The organism is Neobacillus endophyticus (genome assembly GCF_013248975.1).
Classification (GTDB): Bacteria; Bacillota; Bacilli; order Bacillales; family Cytobacillaceae; genus Neobacillus; species Neobacillus endophyticus.
On the sequence record NZ_JABRWH010000001.1, the window covers coordinates 4,559,337 to 4,575,623 of the forward strand.

Consider the following 16,287-nt stretch of genomic DNA (forward strand, 5'->3'; position numbering starts at 1 on the left):
TGGGGACTATTAAAAGCAACTACATCTCAGAATCAATGTTTTTTCAATTTCTCCCATTGATTTTCAAAATTAGTAAATGGATCTGTTTCTTTTTTTGCTTTTTTACTTTTATTCCATTCTTTATATACAAGATACAGCACATAAGCTGCGCCTGCTCCTATTAGGGCAGGAATATGGTGGAGCACTGAGGAGAGCACGATTAATCCGATCATTACTAATCCTATTTTCCAGCCTAGGGAGTCTGTTTTTAAAAATTGTCTAATAATAAAATAAAGAAGAATTAAGCTAACCAATAACGATACGATCGGCCCCACGCTTTTAAGTAATATCAAGGCAGCCAAGCCCCCTGCTAAAATCAAACCAAATTTTTTCATTTTATTCTCCTCCTAATAATTCAATTCCTAGCCATTCATCACCGTTTTCTTGATTTCATTTTACCTTCTTATCAAACATTTTATAATTGCGCCAGAGCTTGATTTTTCTCTCAGACCTTAGACCTAGTAAAGATGGCCGTATTGGAGATCCATATAGTATCCATTTTCATAACAAACTATAATATATTTTAGGCAGTTAAGCGCCAAAATCTTAATGGTTTAACTAAAAGAAAGTGAGAGAAAAGAATGACGATAACATATGAAGTTCTACCAAATGAAAAAATGGAAGAATGTAGAGATTTATGTAATGAACTCATGATCTTTCAAAAATCAAAGGCTCACTTCAAACCTGAATTATTTGACAGCATGAATTTTGACACCAGAATGGTTCCATCCATGAAAAGTGCTATTTATAATCAAATTGTCGTGGCAAAAGACGATGGTAAAATAATTGCCTATGCTTATTCCAACATTTCGCCCAAAGAAGCGTATTCTAATGATTTTGCTACTTTTTTTGACCAATCTTCAGTTAGTAAAAAGAATGTCGGATGTTTGTCCCAGTTTTTTATTAAGGAAGGATATAGAAAAATAGGGATTGGATCCATCCTTTTCGAGCTGTCGATGAAATGGCTGCATCCATTTGATGATGTCGAAGATTATTTTATCTTTGTTTCCAATGGCAATGATGATGCATTAGAGTTTTATAAACGAAAAGGTTTTATTGTCAGCCATAACATATTGGATGGATTTATTACTGTTTTAAGAAACAAATAGCCATATCATCCCAAAAGATATGGCAGTGATTTCCACCATCACTGCCATATCTTTCCTTACCTTTCAATAGGTGGCTTCACTAATAGAAACGTTCATTTCGCAAACAAAATCTTTATCTCATTTTCAGCCTCCACCATCCTGCCATAACGATATCCTTCAATCAATACATGACGTTCATGGTCATTTAATCGGCGGTCCCATTTCGTTTCTAAGTATGTGATCACTTCATTATACAGAATGTACGGATATTCGAACGGTTCATTCATCGATGTACACCTCTTTTACTAAATTTGCTCCTCCTTCACCAGTTTCGTCCGTTTTTTCTATTTCTATTACTTTTTATATATGTTTTGGACATAATGCAGGTACTAAAAAAATGAAAATATTTGCTACCCTACTTTTTGGAATATTGACGATCAACATGGTAAATAAACGCAAAGACTTCTGCAACTGCACCGTACAGTTGTTCAGGAATCGTTTTATTGATCTGAATTTCACTCAATAGTTCAACTAAGGATGTATCTTCTTGGATGGGAACATGATGTTCTTTTGCTTTTTCAATCATATTAGCTGCAACGAACCCTTTCCCTTTTGCCACCACTTTTGGAGCCGCATCGTTTTGAGCATCATAAGCCAGGGCAACCGCCTGTATTCGTTTCGTTTTCTCCTTCATATCTTAATATCGACTCCTTGATAAATTTCTTTCGGTAAAAGAACGGAATTAAGCTCCTGAGGATCTAAATCTGTTTTTTCGTAAGCAGGATTCACTTTTATATATGAAAGTTTGTACCCCAAAGCTTCTAACTTTTGTTTTACATTTGGGGTTAACGCGGAAACAACGGGTTCAATATCCTTTTTATCATTGATGATGGAAACATGGATGACTCTATTTTGGACTTGCATATCTAGAATGGTTTGGTCCATATGCTCTAAATCCAAATAAAATAATACTCGGCAGTAATCTGGATCCATTTGTCCATTCTTATTTTTCTTTCCGGTCCATTGCAATGTTATATCGGTATTTTTGTTGCCAAATGTAATGGGTAATTGGAGCACCATTTGCTGCATGGCTGTTGTTGGATCCTGTGAAATTAATTGCATACCTGTTAATCGATTTATGACAGGCTCTATCTCCTTCCCGTTTGAACCCAGCTCATTTAATGCATTCAATAGAAGCGGTTTTAAAGAATGAAGAGTTTTTGATGCGTTTGACTTATCACCCGCCCATTCTCCTACTGCATTTTCATATTCAAGGCCTAAATGGCGAATCATCGTTTTTAGCATTTGTTTGACTTCGGAACCAGTTTGTACTTGATCAATGGTGGGATTCGCTAGGATTTCCGCAATCTTTTGTTTCAATGGCTGAATGGTAGAGAAATTTGATAAGTTAGGATCTTCTAGTCGAGCTGCTAACGTCTCCAATTGATGGGAAAATGGTTGAGGCTCTTGCACTGCCACTAACGATTGAAAAACCTGCTTTGTAAAGGGCAGATCCTTTTTTACCATCCATTCAAGTGCCGTTATCTCTTTTACGTCCGGCTGATGGATAATCCACTCAGTTACTGTTTTGATCTGCTCTTTCGTCATCGGTATATTATGATCCATTAAAGTTTTTACGAGTTGCGTATTTATTTTTGTGTCAGGAAGATGAAGCTGTTCCAGTAGATTAGCTGGCTGTCCCTCATTACCATCCAAAACTTTCAGCTGTATGCCTCCATCGCCATTTGCTTGAACTTCAAAAAGATAGTTTTCAGCTATCGACAACGACGCTTTTACTTGTGCTAATATTTTCATACCGCCAATCTGAACAATGGCCGAATCATTGGCTAGAAACTTTTCCACTCTGCCATAGAGCAATTGCCCCGGCTTAAAAGAAGTTAACGATGCTTTCTGCAAATTTTCAGCCTTGATAAAGTTTTGAATCATATGTAGTGAGTTCATTTCCCATTCCCCTTAAAATACTATTGAAATCGATCATTTTCTTCTATTTTTCTTTAATCACATTATATCGAAAACAATCACTCTATCGATACGGAATTTTCTTCCTTACGCAGTAATCATAGGAGCATTATTTTCAAAAAGCATAAAAAACACCAATAACACATTGGTTATTAGTGCGATCCCCTTTATTCAGGTGTTCTCATTGTCTCGTTGAGTAAATTTAACATGTCTTTCATATCAAAAGGCGCTTCACGTTTAACCCGCTCTGCGAATTGAGAGACCAGCTTAAGGGTTTCTATACTTTGAACCGGATAATCACCTGCTGCACTTTCTGCAGATAGCATGACAGCGTTCGTCCCATCCAACACTGCCTGAAAAACGTCCATTACTTCTGCACGTGTTGGAAGCGGATTTTCCACCATGGACTGAAGCATTTGTGTTGCTGTTATGACATATGTATGATTCCGATTACATTCCGCGATCATCGCTTTTTGCAAGAGCGGGATCCATTGATAAGGCAGCTCTACTCCCAAGTCCCCCCTTGCAACCATAATCGCGTCCGCTTCGCTGCAAATTTCTTGAAAATGTTTTAACGCCTCCATGGTTTCTATTTTCGCAACCAACTTTGGTGTCTTTCCAGTTTCACGCCTTACAAATTGACGGATTTCCTGTAGGTGAGATGCCCTCCTGACGAATGAGCAAGCAATGAAATCAACTTCTTCTTTTAATAAAAATTGAATATCCTGGCGGTCTTTTTCGGTAATGGCAGGTAAGCTTGTAACAATTCCAGGAAGATTTACACCTTTATGAGATGAGATATCACCTTCTCTTATTACCTTCGTTACTACTTTTGAATCATCTAAATTTAATACCGTTAATTCTACTGCACCATCATTTAATAAGATTTTATTACCAGGTTTTACATCTTTTACGATCCCTCGATAATCCACACTTGCTTGTTGCTCATATCCATCTACTTCGTCAATGAATAGAGTAAAGTCTTGTCCCTCTTTAAGGGTGACTTTTTCTTTATTCAGTTTTCCCAATCGAATTTTAGGACCTTGTAGATCCCCCAAAATTTTAATTGGATGACCAGTCTCTTCACGCAGCGATTTTATTAAACCAATTACCTCTCCATGACTTTCATGTGTGCCGTGAGAAAAATTTAGCCGGGCCATCGTCATACCATGCTTCATTAACTCAAACAGAATATCCTTACTCTCACTGACAGGCCCTATTGTGCAAATCCGATCAATTGTCATTAAAACACCCCATTCCATTAATCAAATATATTTTGCCCAAAAAAACGGTGCCTGACACCACGATAGTAGGTTCAGGCACCAAAGTTTAAATTGGTTCATTTCTAGAATTTTTCTTAAACAAGTGGATAATAAAGGTTCCAAGGAAGATGGCGATGATGATACTGAAGAAAATCATTTCATCCATATGGAATCCAAAGGAGGAGACGATCATTTTAACGCCAATAATCGCAATGAGAACAAAGGCTGTTGTTTCGAATTCGGGTACTTTTTCAATGAGGGCCAGAAACAAATTGGCGACTCCGCGCATCATTAATATGCCTAATACCCCGCCTAGGAACAATACCCATTCTTGGTTAGAGACCCCAAATGCGGCGAGGACACTATCAAAACTAAACGAAATATCCATGAGCTCTACCGTTAGAACCGTTCTCCAAAAGCTCATTTTTTTAATATGGACTTCGTCATCATCCCCATTTTTCACAAACAAGTTTTGAAACACGATTAAAAGTAAATAGTGACCGCAAACAATTTTAATCCAGGAAATTTTAATGAGCGATACACCTAGACCAATAACTAAAAATCGAAAAAAATAGGCACCAAAGATTCCATAAAATAAAGCCTTCTTTCTTTGCTGCTTCGGCAGATGCTTAACCATAACTGCTAAAACCAAGGCGTTATCTGCTGATAATAATCCTTCAAGAATTATAAGTGTCCCAATAACTCCCCAGCTTGCCGGATCAGTTACAACACTTTGAAATTCTTTCAAGGAAAAAAATGTACTATAGTTATTTCCTATTTCTTGAAGAAAGTTCATTAGAATAAATTTCTCCTTTATCACCAATTGGTTTACGTGATAGCAGATGACAGTTTGTCCAATCGGCTGCCAAAATGTTTTATTCTAAATGTATGATTGAGCCCTAAATTTATGTCCTATACATGGTATTTGGGTATCAGAAAAATACAAGCCTATTTCTTTATTGGATTCATTTCATTTGCCGCATGGATTTATTTAAGAATCTGAATATCTAAGAACTAGAGGAAAAATTTTCAACATATTCTTAAAGATTTATCTAATTTAATATCCTAAAATTAATACCTCGATAACTTTTTATCTCCTATTACTACGTTAATAATTATTATACTTATAAAAATATTTAAATTATTCATTCAATAGAATATAATGCTTTTCTTCACTTAACACATGACTAAATAACTATGAATAAACTTTGTCAACTCCTATTTAAACCTTGTATTTTAGCGACTTTCGACCAAATTTTTCAAAAATAATTGAAATTTCGTTAACAGCTTAATAGTTTATTGTTATAATGTGATATAAAATTTATTTTATTTTAAGAAAATTTTTGTAGGAGGGTGTAGCTAGATTTAAAGCTGATTATTTTAACTTCCTAGATAAACTTGCAAGATGCTTTTATTATTTCATAGGAGGGAATTGAATTGTCAAAGAAAGAATTAAGCAGAGGTCTTGAAGCACGGCATATCGAGATGATTGCCTTGGGCGGCACAATTGGTGTTGGATTATTTATGGGTTCAGCCAGCACGATAAAATGGACAGGACCATCTGTTATGCTTGCTTATGCCATTGCTGGAATTTTTATATTTTTTATTATGCGATCAATGGGAGAAATGCTTTATTTAGAGCCTACTACTGGTTCATTTGCCACCTTTGCCCATAAGTACATTCATCCTTTGGCAGGTTATATGACTGCTTGGAGTTATTGGTTTCAGTGGGTTGTAGTGGGAATGGCTGAAATCACGGCTATTGGAATGTATATGAATTACTGGTTTCCGACCCTTCCTCAATGGATACCGGGGATAATCGCCATGATCATCCTAGGACTCGCTAACCTAGTTTCTGTTAAATATTATGGAGAATTTGAATTTTGGTTTGCACTCATTAAAGTGCTAACCATTGTAGTCATGATTATCGCCGGGCTCGGTCTTATATTTTTTGGATTCGGAAACCATGGCCATGCAATCGGAATCGCAAATATTTGGAAAAATGGCGGGTTTTTCACTGGCGGTTTGAAAGGATTTTTCTTTGCTCTTTCACTTGTAATAGGGGCATATCAAGGAGTGGAACTAATTGGTATCACTGCAGGTGAAGCTAAAAATCCTACGACAACATTGAGAAAAGCGATTAATAATATCATCTGGCGTATTTTAATTTTCTATATCGGTGCAATTTTTATCATTGTATCTGTATATCCATGGAACCAGCTAGGATCGATTGGCAGCCCATTTGTTTCGACATTTGCCAAGATTGGAATTACCGCTGCTGCTGGTATTATTAATTTTGTCGTTATTACAGCAGCTCTATCCGGCTCCAATAGCGGAATTTATAGTTCAGGCCGGATGCTTTATACTTTGGCAATGAATGGCCAAGCACCCAAAGCTTTTGCCAAAATTTCCAAAAGCGGTGTACCGTCAAACTGTATTTACGCTACCCTACTGGGCCTTGTTATTGGCGTTATATTAAACTATTTTGGCCATAAAGGACTTTTTATCTATATTTACAGCGCAAGCGTTCTTCCAGGAATGGTACCGTGGTTTGCTTTAATTATCAGCCAGTTGAAATTCAGAAAGGAAAAGGCTTCTGAGATGGCCAGCCACCCGTTCAAAATGCCTTTTGCTCCCTTCAGCAACTATGCAACCATTGTATTTTTACTTTTAGTGCTTGTAGGAATGTGGATTAATCCCGATACACGTGTATCACTAATTGTTGGCTTTGTGTTTCTCGCTATTGTAACCGCAAGTTTTTACATTTTTAAAATGGAAAAGCGTGTACCTTTAAATCCAATCGCAGAAGATTCAGGGTCAGAAAAAGATGTTGCTATATAATTGAGAAAATGAATGAGGATAGATTGAGAGTTTCTAAGACTAAAATCTATCCTCATTTTTTATAAAAACATCTTTACTTTGATTACTCCTCCGCTACTTTCACGAGCTGTTTTCCGATGTTATCCCCACGGAACAGTCCTAAAAAGGCTTCTACGGTATTTTCAAAACCTTCCACTACATTTTCACGGTACTGTATTTTCCCTTCACGAACCCACTGCGATAACTGAATGATCGCTTCTTTATTATGCTCGGCATAGTCTGAAACAATAAATCCTTTCATTAAAGAACTTGTAGTTAGAAGCTGTCCTGCTACCCTCGGGCCAAGCTCTGGTTTTTCAAGATTATATTGCGAGATTTGTCCACAAATAATCGTTCTGGATTGGAAATTAATTCTCGACATGACGGCATCACTTACCGCCCCTCCAACATTGTCAAAATACACATCTACACCGTTAGGACATACCTCCTTCAATGCTTGACGAAGATTTTCAGTTGTTTTATAGTTAATTGCAGCATCAAAACCTAATTCATCCGTTAAAAATGCACATTTGTCATCTCCACCGGCAATCCCGACAACCCGGCAGCCTTTTAGTTTGGCAATTTGACCAACGACAGTTCCAACAGCACCGGAAGCGCCGGATACGACTACCGTTTCTCCTTCCTTTGGCTGTCCTATGTACATAAGGCCAAAATATCCTGTTAATCCAGGCATTCCCAATACATGCAGTGCTGTAGCAACAGGACCCCATTCAGGGTTAATCTTTCGAACTCCCTTTCCATCCGTCACATTGTATTCAGCCCAATTGAGTATCCCTTCGACATACTGTCCCTCTTGAAATCTATCGTTTTTAGATTCTATTATTTTTCCTACAATACCGCCTTTAAAAGGTTCTCCCACCTTGTATGGCTCTGCATAGGATTTAGCATCTGACATTCTGCCCCGCATATAAGGATCGACTGACAGATAAAGTGAGCGGATTAATACGTCCCCTTCATTCAAAACAGGTAGATTCTCCTCCCTAATTTCAAAGTTGCTTTCGTCTGGCATCCCTTTAGGCCTGGCTTTAAAATATATGACACGGTTTGTCAATTCGAACACTCCCATCTACTTTTCTCCTTGCTACAACATTAGTTGTCCCTTACATGTTCTACTTTGTAAGCGTTTATCCCTGCTTGGATCCTCAACTATTCTAATTCAAAAGTAAGGATTTATTAATTTTTAGTCTCTACACTGAAATTACTGTTATTTCAGTGTAGAGACTAATTTTTACTCACAAGAAAAAACCTGCAGCCTCCCACCAAATGGGATGTTACTGCAAGTTTTCTATGATCAACCATATACTATTTTGCCGAAACCAATGCTGGTATTAAGGCATCCGCTTTAGGCGACCCCACACCAGTTACTAAATCAAATCCTGACTGTGAGGTATATCCTCCATTGCTACCCGTTAGAACATCATGATAATTATTTACATATCCTGTGGAGTTGGTGGAACCTGCGATCGAATAAAGCTGAGATATAGCGCTTTGACTAGTCAACGGGGTTGTGCGCCCTTGGTCTGCCAGCGCGATCAGTGCTGCCCAGCATGGTGATCCAAAGCTAGTTCCCCCTACCTGATACCAGCCCTTTTGGCCGTTGTATAGCGTGCTATCGTATACGGCAACACCGGTATTTGGATCTGCGTCCCATGAAACATCGGGGTTTCCTCTGTGGTTTCCGACAACATTTTGCCAAAGATCCTCGTAGTTTGGTCTTACCTCATATGTGCTTGTTCCCCCTCCCGATCCTGACCATCCAGCCTCAGAAATATAAGATCCTGTTGAATCTAATTGAAGGTTGGTTCCTCCTACTGAAAGGACATTTGGAGAGGAGGCCGGCCAAGAAACCCCTGAACCATTGTCACCAGAAGAGGCCACATATACTGTACCAGTATGTTGGAAATGGGGGTCATAACTCGCTTCACCCGTGAATTCTGATCCTCCCCAGCTGTTTGAAACGACTTGCACACCTTTAGATGTTGCATAATCTACAGCTGATAGCAAATTCGTAATCGAAGCTGATTTTGCCACCACCAACAGAATTTTGGCTTTAGGAGCAATGGCATGGACCCACTCGACATCAAGAGCCGTTTCAAGCGCCCAGCCTCCATCTGTTTTGCTTGGTTTCCCATTTGGATAAGCAATGGTTAAGGCTGCTTGTGGAAGTCCAAACTGGTTGTTAAACACTTGAAGATCATTTTGAATGGTCGGGCTGCCAAAAGCATCTACAATAGCAATGGTTTGCCCACTGCCATCTGCAGATACTTTATCCAATCCATATGCCTTTTTAATCTTTGCAGGTGTATACCCGTTTTGATAGGTTGGAGTAGCATTGTTATTTTTCATATGAATGGGCGGATGGGCATCACCTAGCGGCCGCTGTGCAGAAAAACCGGTTAATGATAAAAATATGACAGAGATGATAACAACGAAAGAAAGATTTCGGACCATTTTTTTCAAAATCGGACTCCCCCTTTTGCATGTAATCCCTATATTTTATTTTCACCGATTTGAAAAAAGCCCAAAAATACTTGAAGCAAAAGCCCTAAAATAGGAAAATATGATCCGTTGAATCAGGAGAAAAACCGTTACTAAAATATAAAAGACTATTTGACACATATGATGGGATAATTTTTCAAGAATTTATTCATTCTATAAAGGGATGCGAATCCCTTTATGAAAAAGCAGCTATTAAGGTGAATGGGTTTGATTACATACGCAGAAAGGAGAGGGATCATGACGAACCGTAATGATAACAGGAAACAGCCGCACACTGGCGGCAATAACAACAGGAACAATGACACAGAATTTGGAAGCGAATCAGCTTTAAGTAAAAAAGCAAGGAAGAAAGCAGCAAGAGAAAGTAGAAATAGTTAAAAAGAAAATGGATAGCCTTTTGTTAATAAAAAGGGCTATCCATTTCCTTTTAGAAAAACGATCTCATTCGAGTTGGTCTTCCAATAAATACTTGGAAAACATACAGAATGATGGATGAACCGAATGAAAGAAAGAATATATAGATCGGTTTAAAATGAACAAATTTAAATACCTTGAAGTAAGGGAATAATTTTTTCAAGCTAAAGGCAAGGAGCGAATCCATGATCAAGTTTGTGAATAGGTACCGGCCCAACTTTCCGAAAGTAAGATGAAAAATCCACAACGTACCAGCTACATATGGACCTAGAAGAAAACAAAATTCATGCAATGTCCTGATCTTAAATCCGCCTTTGTTGGTCCACCACTTAAATGCTATTGCCAAAGCATCAGTCATAAGTACTAAATATCCAGAAAGGATCGTAACCGGCAAATATTTTCTAACTGATTCTTTCGGATAAAAAATCAAACTTGCCCATGATAAAACCATCACTAAAAGAGTAAAAATACTGGATGATCTATATTTTGCAGCCAAATAAATCCCCCCTTTTATCCCTATTCTTTGAACCAGTACTAACATTTATACAAAATGTGGGGGCCAGCCTTTTTGTTAAAAAGATAAAAAAGCATCACCCGATATTTTGGAGTGATGCTAAAATATACGATGTATATTCATTAAATGAGGAATCAGCAAGACCCCCCACAATAGGGTGATCCATGCGGCGAAAATCATAGCCAATGATGAGAAGGTTGCTTCCTGTTTCCCGTATTCCAATGCTTTATTCGTACCAACACCATGCGCCCCCATTCCTAAAGCAAGGCCTCGGGCAATTGGTGTTTTAATAGACAGACATTTCATGACGCTCGGACCTACTACTCCTCCAATAATCCCCGTCAAAATCACGAATACAGTTGTCAATGTTGGAAGACCGCCAATTTCCTTCGATACTTCAATCGCAATCGGAGTAGTAATCGATCTTGGAAGAATGGAAATGATGAAATCAGACTGCAAATGAAATAATTTTGATAAAACAAAAGTCGAAAAAATGGCCACAAGCGTTCCTGTTGTAATACTGATGATAATGGTTCCAATGTATTTTTTGACAATCGGAAGATTTCTATAAATAGGAACCGCAAATGCAACCGTAGCAGGTCCCAGTAAATAGGTCAGACATTTCGAATCATTCATATATTGATTGGCAGACACATGTGTGAATGAAATTAAGACAATCAAAAGAATCGGCGCTAGCAGCAGTGGATGAAATAATGGAATGGCCCATTTTGTATAAGTTTTTTTAGAAAAGCGATAAATTAGATAGGTAGCGATTGTAAATAATATCAACATCAATGCTGCTCACTCCCTTTTCTGCCTGTTATTTTTTCAGCCGTCAATGCCGTCATTCCCATTACAATAATCGTACTAACTGCAATTAAAACAATGATTTCCGCTCCCTGCATACTAATGATTTGCTGATAATTCACGATTCCAACAGCAGATGGGACAAAGAACAACAACAACTCAGCCATCAGCCAGGCTGCACCTTTTTCCACCCACTCCAGTTTAATGATTTTAAAGCACAATGCCAAAAATAACAGGCACAATCCAAACATAGAAGCTGGGATTGGAAGTGGAATAAAATGTTTCACTAACATTCCAAGAAATAGAAAAATATTTAAAATACCTACTTGTAAAATGATCACTCCTAGTTTCATCGTAAAACCCTTCCTTTTCGTTCCCAGATTAACTAAGAGTAATGTTACGACGATTTTTGTCATTCGTAAAATACATATTCAGAATATATTTCATAACTAAAAGTTATAATGGTTCTTTTAAAATAAAGTCAATAAACGTTTTGCCGGCATTGGATATATATCGGTCTTTTTTCGTGATCACGGCCAGCCTCCACATGATGGTCGGTTTCAAGCTAATGATTTCAATATCTTTGGCAAACAGCCGATTGCAAATGGACTGCGGTAAAATTGTCAAGCCTAAATTGGCGGCTACCATCTCTGACATCAAGTCCCACTGCGAGCTTTTGAACAAAATCTGTGGTTCAAAACCAGCCGTTATAAAGAAATGATTCCTAATAATCTGATTCAAGGCAAATTCTTCATGATAAAAAATGAATTCCTCGTCTTTTAAATCCTTCACATTCACTTCTTTTCGACCTGCAAACGAATGATTTTTGTGGACAAGCAGCTTCATTTCCTCCTCTACAATGGGATATACTTTGAAAATCTGCTCATCTAACGGCAGTACTGCCACGCCCAGTTCAAATTCCCCTTCCTCCACACTTTTCACCACTCTAGCACCGCCATATTCGGTAATATTTAATTCAATATTTGGAAAAGCGCGATGAAATTTCGCCATCACTCTTGGAAAAAATAAACTCCCAATAAATGGCGGCAGTCCGATGTTGATCTGCCCTCTGGTGAGATTTGTCATATCATTTAAAGACAGTTTCATTTCATCCAAAAGGCCCATCATCTTAAGACCGTATTCATGAACTACCTTTCCTGCATCTGTCAGGTTACTTGTTTTATTCGTTCGAATGATTAGAGTCATGCCAAGTTCTTCTTCCAACGACATAATGGCCTTACTTAAAGCCGGCTGGGAAATATGAAGATGTTCAGCCGCTTTTGTAATACTTTTATGTTTGGCTGCTTCCATAAAAAACGCCAGTTGCCTCAATTCCAAAATAGGCACCCCCTCATTTGAATACAGTTTATTTTACTATTACCGAATAATAAATGGAATCTAGGTCAATTGTTTTTAACTAAAATGCTATGTTATTATTCATTGTTGATTTTCGTGTAGGTAAGAGCATTTATAGGCGGAGAATTTCCGACTAATGTATATAGAGGAAGTATAAGCAGCAGATAAAAGCGGAGATATTCCGGTTAACTGCTTTAAATAAGACAAAATCCAAAGATATAGATAATATAGAAGGAAAAACTTCCTTTATTTTTAAGGAAATAGGGGTATTTCACAATTTAATCGGAATTTTACCGTTTATTTTTCAAACACAGTGAAATTAACATTCAGCTATAACAGTGCAAACTAAAAAATAGAGGCCGAAACCTTTTGAGATTTCGACCTCTATCCAGTCTAGTTTCCTTGAAATTCCTCTAAAATAGTGAATAGTTCTTCCAAATGCGTAATTTCAAAAGTTGGCACAACCTCGTTACGCTCTTTCTGATGACGGTTAATCCAAACCGATTGAATTCCTGCTCGGTTGGCCCCAAGAATATCTGTCATCAAATTGTCTCCCACCATGATCACTTCATCATTTTTCAATGATAATTGGGATAATGCATGTTCAAAAATGGCTGGATCAGGTTTCCCCCTGCCAAAATCACCTGAAATAACAATTTGATCAAAATATGGGACTAACTCCGAGGTAATAGTCAATTTTGTGTTTTGTAAATCAGGAGACCCGTTGGTTAACAGCAAAAGCTGATACTTTCCTTTTAATGCATCGAGAATTTTAAAAGTTTCTTCATACACAAATGGAATTTTCCGGCGCTCTTGCGGGAAACGTTCGCCCAGTTCATAGCCAAAATCCGAATCATCCACACCCAATGCTTTCAGGCCGGCTGTCCAGGCATCCTTCCGATAACCTGGAACAAGCTCTTTCATCTTTCTAAACTCATCATGGTCATCATTAAAGTTACCCCATAAACCTTCGAACGGGTTGATTCCAATCATTTGTGTAAACGGATAAATCTCGTAGGAGGAATACAGATTTCTAGCTGCCTCACGTACCGCCTCCTCAAATTTCTCCGGATCGAGTCCATACTTCTCTTCTGCTACTTTACATGTTGCCACAAATGCTTCCTTGATGCTCTTTTGATCCCATAAAAGGGTATCATCTAAATCAAAAAATATAGCTTTAATCATTTTCAACCTCTCAATTTTCTAAAGTATTATTTTAATAGTTTAACATTTTTTTAAAATTGAAAAAATAATTTCTTTTACTATATCAAAATTTTCTATCAAACATTTATAAAATTTCCCATAATTATTTTTAAAAGTTAACATAATAAAGTTATGGTTGATTAAAGATTATTCGTAAAATTCCATATGCTTTTTCTCATTTTTATAGTAATTCAATCGATCTTGTAATGTCCCTGTATGAAATTCAAATTTATGTCCGTCTAGGTCTGTAAAGTAAATAGACTTTTTATCCTTCTCATCTCTTGGACGGCCGGATAAAATGTTTACCTTTAAGGTCTTCAGTTTCTGAAACATTTGTTCAAATTCATCCACATCAATTGAAAAAGCAATATGCGTGTATGACTGATTTATTTCATTGCGCGGAATGTTCTCTTCCACATTCAGTGCAAGCCATATTCCATTCAAATCAAAATATGCAGTACTCCTGCCTTTGACCAATAATTTGGCGCCAAACACATTTTGATAAAATTTAATAGATTCTTCCAAGTTTAATACCGAAAATAATAAATGATTTAATCCTTTAATTGCCATCCCCTCACCTCCGTTGACCTTTTTTCTATTCGAGTATACAACCATTTTAGCAAGAAATTCCAACAAACCTATCGTAAAATTTATGAAAAAGCTTCCATTTTTGAATTCGATTATTGGTTATTATTTGATTTTCAGTAAATAATAAAATCATATTATGAATGGTGAGACTGGGTGAAAAAATGCTGGATAATGGAAAAATTAGCGGCCGGCAGTTTAGATTATTAATAATACTTTATATTATCGGGGGAACCATTTTAGTTGTGCCTGCATCATTGACATCAATGGCAGATCAAGATGGCTGGATTGCCGGGCTGTTTGGCTTAGCCATCGGTACTTTGTTCGTATGGCTTTATACTGCTTTAATAAAACATTTAGAAACCTTGACCTTAGTGGAATATCTGGAGGAAATTTTCGGAAAATGGATGGGAAAGTTCATTTCATTATTATATCTTTTTTATTTAATCATCCTATCAGCATTAGAAGTAAGAAACATTGGTGACTTTTTAACCACGCATCTGATTCCTGAAACCCCTATTGAAGTTGTTTATATTATTTATTTAGGAATCGTAATATATGGTGCACGCATAGGAATTGAAAATCTTTCTCGCGGAGCGGAAATCTTCTTCCCCTATGTTTTTATGCTTTTTCTTATCTTAGTTTTATCTATTGCTCCTCAATTCAGACTTGAAAATATTCAACCTGTATTAGCTTCAGGAATGAAACCTATTTTTCAAGCTACTTTTCCATTTTTGGGCGTGCCATTTCTGCAGCTGCCAATATTTTTCATGATATTACCATATGTGAATGGGTTAAAAGGAGTAAAAAAATCATTTTTTATTGGAACCTTCATTGGTGGACTCACCTTAATTCTCATTACACTATTATGTATTTTAGTCTTAGGTTCCGAAATCACTGCAAGGAATATTTATCCTAGTTATATTTTAGCTAGAAAAATTAATATCGCCAATTTCTTTCAGCGAATCGAAGTGATTATGACCATCACATGGTTCATCACTATCTTTTATAAAACAACAATTTTATTTTATGCGGTTTCCACCGGTCTTGCTCAAACATTCAATTTAAGGGATCATCGTTTCCTGACAATTCCACTGGGCATGCTTCTCATGGTCCTTTCCATCATTATTGCCCCTAATATTGTATATATGGACAAGATGATCAAAACAATCTGGACACCCTATTCTTTAACGTTTGGATTGGTTTTGCCCCTCTTATTACTAGCTCTTAGCGGCTTGAGAAAAAAAAGAGAAGTCTATTCACAGCAAAGGGACTAATCGAACTAGAATGCCATAGCTCAGGAATGGCAGCAATCCAAAAATCTTATTTGGCTTTTGCTGCCAGTTCTGAGAGAGCGAACAAAAAATAGTTTGCCGATTGTAACGATGAGCATTCATACACTATCTTTTCTAATGCTAATTTTGCTTTACTTTAATAAATTCCAAATCGCATTACTTATCGGTCTATAAATCAATGAAATGCCATCCAAAGGATTCGGAATCGCAATACCTAATGATTTCAACATGCCTAATGCTGTTCCAAACAAGAGCATGATCGAAAAGACTACAAATTCCTTTATATATCGTTTTTTTAACAATGGCCGTGCTTCTATAAAGAAGATCACACCCGCAAACACAAGAATGCCAAAGCTGACTGCCAT

The 16,287-nt window shown here is 37.2% G+C and carries 19 protein-coding genes; 4 read left to right on the forward strand and 15 right to left on the reverse strand.

The window, feature by feature from the left end; genetic code table 11:
- Positions 1–32: 32 nt before the first annotated feature.
- A complete protein-coding gene (locus tag HPT25_RS22385; RefSeq protein WP_173069484.1) occupies positions 33–374 on the reverse strand; it encodes a lmo0954 family membrane protein in 342 nt (113 codons plus the stop codon).
- A gap of 246 nt (positions 375–620) precedes the next feature.
- Between HPT25_RS22385 and HPT25_RS22390 the strand changes: the two genes are divergently transcribed.
- On the forward strand, positions 621–1,148 hold the full coding sequence (locus HPT25_RS22390) for a GNAT family N-acetyltransferase (RefSeq protein ID WP_173069486.1): 528 nt from the start codon (positions 621–623) through the stop codon (positions 1,146–1,148).
- Between the two features lie 92 nt (positions 1,149–1,240).
- On the opposite strand, the gene HPT25_RS22395 is transcribed toward HPT25_RS22390, so the two are convergent.
- The 5 genes from HPT25_RS22395 to HPT25_RS22415 form a co-directional block, all read right to left on the reverse strand.
- Complete coding sequence (locus HPT25_RS22395; RefSeq protein WP_173069487.1) at positions 1,241–1,414, reverse strand: hypothetical protein; 174 nt, start codon at positions 1,412–1,414, stop codon at positions 1,241–1,243.
- 128 nt (positions 1,415–1,542) lie between these two features.
- Entirely contained in the window at positions 1,543–1,821 is a 279-nt protein-coding gene (locus HPT25_RS22400) for an EscU/YscU/HrcU family type III secretion system export apparatus switch protein (RefSeq protein ID WP_173069488.1), read from the reverse strand.
- Positions 1,818–3,089 carry a TP0910 N-terminal domain-containing protein gene (locus HPT25_RS22405; protein ID WP_173069489.1) on the reverse strand — a complete coding sequence of 424 codons (1,272 nt, stop codon included), beginning with the start codon at positions 3,087–3,089 and terminating at the stop codon, positions 1,818–1,820. Before HPT25_RS22405 ends, HPT25_RS22400 begins: the two co-directional genes overlap by 4 nt.
- Positions 3,090–3,274: 185 nt before the next feature.
- Entirely contained in the window at positions 3,275–4,351 is a 1,077-nt protein-coding gene (locus tag HPT25_RS22410; RefSeq protein ID WP_173069490.1) for a pyruvate kinase, read from the reverse strand.
- Between the two features lie 85 nt (positions 4,352–4,436).
- Positions 4,437–5,171, reverse strand: a complete 735-nt coding sequence (locus tag HPT25_RS22415) for a MeeY/MeeF family manganese export membrane protein (protein WP_376767986.1) — start codon at positions 5,169–5,171, stop codon at positions 4,437–4,439.
- Between the two features lie 635 nt (positions 5,172–5,806).
- On the opposite strand from HPT25_RS22415, the gene HPT25_RS22420 reads away from it, so the two are divergent.
- Positions 5,807–7,210 carry an amino acid permease gene (locus HPT25_RS22420; protein WP_281368239.1) on the forward strand — a complete coding sequence of 468 codons (1,404 nt, stop codon included), beginning with the start codon at positions 5,807–5,809 and terminating at the stop codon, positions 7,208–7,210.
- Between the two features lie 82 nt (positions 7,211–7,292).
- Here the strand turns inward: HPT25_RS22420 and HPT25_RS22425 are convergent, their stop codons facing one another.
- Together HPT25_RS22425 and HPT25_RS22430 are read right to left on the reverse strand one after the other, a co-directional pair.
- The gene (locus tag HPT25_RS22425) at positions 7,293–8,315 is read right to left on the reverse strand and encodes an NADP-dependent oxidoreductase (RefSeq protein WP_173069492.1); all 1,023 of its coding nucleotides are present in this window, start codon (positions 8,313–8,315) and stop codon (positions 7,293–7,295) included.
- A gap of 236 nt (positions 8,316–8,551) precedes the next feature.
- A complete protein-coding gene (locus HPT25_RS22430) occupies positions 8,552–9,700 on the reverse strand; it encodes a S53 family peptidase (protein ID WP_246277382.1) in 1,149 nt (382 codons plus the stop codon).
- Positions 9,701–9,985: 285 nt separating this feature from the next.
- On the opposite strand from HPT25_RS22430, the gene HPT25_RS22435 reads away from it, so the two are divergent.
- The gene (locus HPT25_RS22435) at positions 9,986–10,126 is read left to right on the forward strand and encodes a hypothetical protein (RefSeq protein ID WP_173058293.1); all 141 of its coding nucleotides are present in this window, start codon (positions 9,986–9,988) and stop codon (positions 10,124–10,126) included.
- 49 nt (positions 10,127–10,175) lie between these two features.
- Here HPT25_RS22435 and HPT25_RS22440 read toward each other — a convergent pair whose 3' ends face one another.
- The 6 genes from HPT25_RS22440 to fosM form a co-directional block, all read right to left on the reverse strand.
- Positions 10,176–10,658: a hypothetical protein gene (locus HPT25_RS22440; protein WP_173069496.1), complete on the reverse strand. Its 483-nt coding sequence runs from the start codon at positions 10,656–10,658 to the stop codon at positions 10,176–10,178.
- Between the two features lie 117 nt (positions 10,659–10,775).
- The gene (locus HPT25_RS22445; RefSeq protein ID WP_246277383.1) at positions 10,776–11,468 is read right to left on the reverse strand and encodes an LrgB family protein; all 693 of its coding nucleotides are present in this window, start codon (positions 11,466–11,468) and stop codon (positions 10,776–10,778) included.
- Positions 11,468–11,836: a CidA/LrgA family protein gene (locus HPT25_RS22450; RefSeq protein ID WP_173069498.1), complete on the reverse strand. Its 369-nt coding sequence runs from the start codon at positions 11,834–11,836 to the stop codon at positions 11,468–11,470. The genes HPT25_RS22445 and HPT25_RS22450 overlap by 1 nt, the downstream gene beginning before the upstream one ends.
- A gap of 103 nt (positions 11,837–11,939) precedes the next feature.
- Positions 11,940–12,821, reverse strand: coding sequence for a LysR family transcriptional regulator (locus HPT25_RS22455; RefSeq protein WP_173069499.1), 882 nt, complete (start codon positions 12,819–12,821; stop codon positions 11,940–11,942).
- A gap of 411 nt (positions 12,822–13,232) precedes the next feature.
- A complete protein-coding gene (locus HPT25_RS22460) occupies positions 13,233–14,024 on the reverse strand; it encodes an HAD family hydrolase (RefSeq protein ID WP_173069500.1) in 792 nt (263 codons plus the stop codon).
- Positions 14,025–14,189: 165 nt separating this feature from the next.
- Positions 14,190–14,612 carry a FosM family fosfomycin resistance protein gene (gene fosM, locus HPT25_RS22465; RefSeq protein WP_173069501.1) on the reverse strand — a complete coding sequence of 141 codons (423 nt, stop codon included), beginning with the start codon at positions 14,610–14,612 and terminating at the stop codon, positions 14,190–14,192.
- 158 nt (positions 14,613–14,770) lie between these two features.
- Here fosM and HPT25_RS22470 point away from each other — a divergent pair, with 158 nt between their 5' ends.
- The gene (locus tag HPT25_RS22470) at positions 14,771–15,904 is read left to right on the forward strand and encodes a GerAB/ArcD/ProY family transporter (RefSeq protein ID WP_217269799.1); all 1,134 of its coding nucleotides are present in this window, start codon (positions 14,771–14,773) and stop codon (positions 15,902–15,904) included.
- A gap of 149 nt (positions 15,905–16,053) precedes the next feature.
- Here HPT25_RS22470 and HPT25_RS22475 read toward each other — a convergent pair whose 3' ends face one another.
- Positions 16,054–16,287: a hypothetical protein gene (locus tag HPT25_RS22475; protein ID WP_173069505.1), complete on the reverse strand. Its 234-nt coding sequence runs from the start codon at positions 16,285–16,287 to the stop codon at positions 16,054–16,056.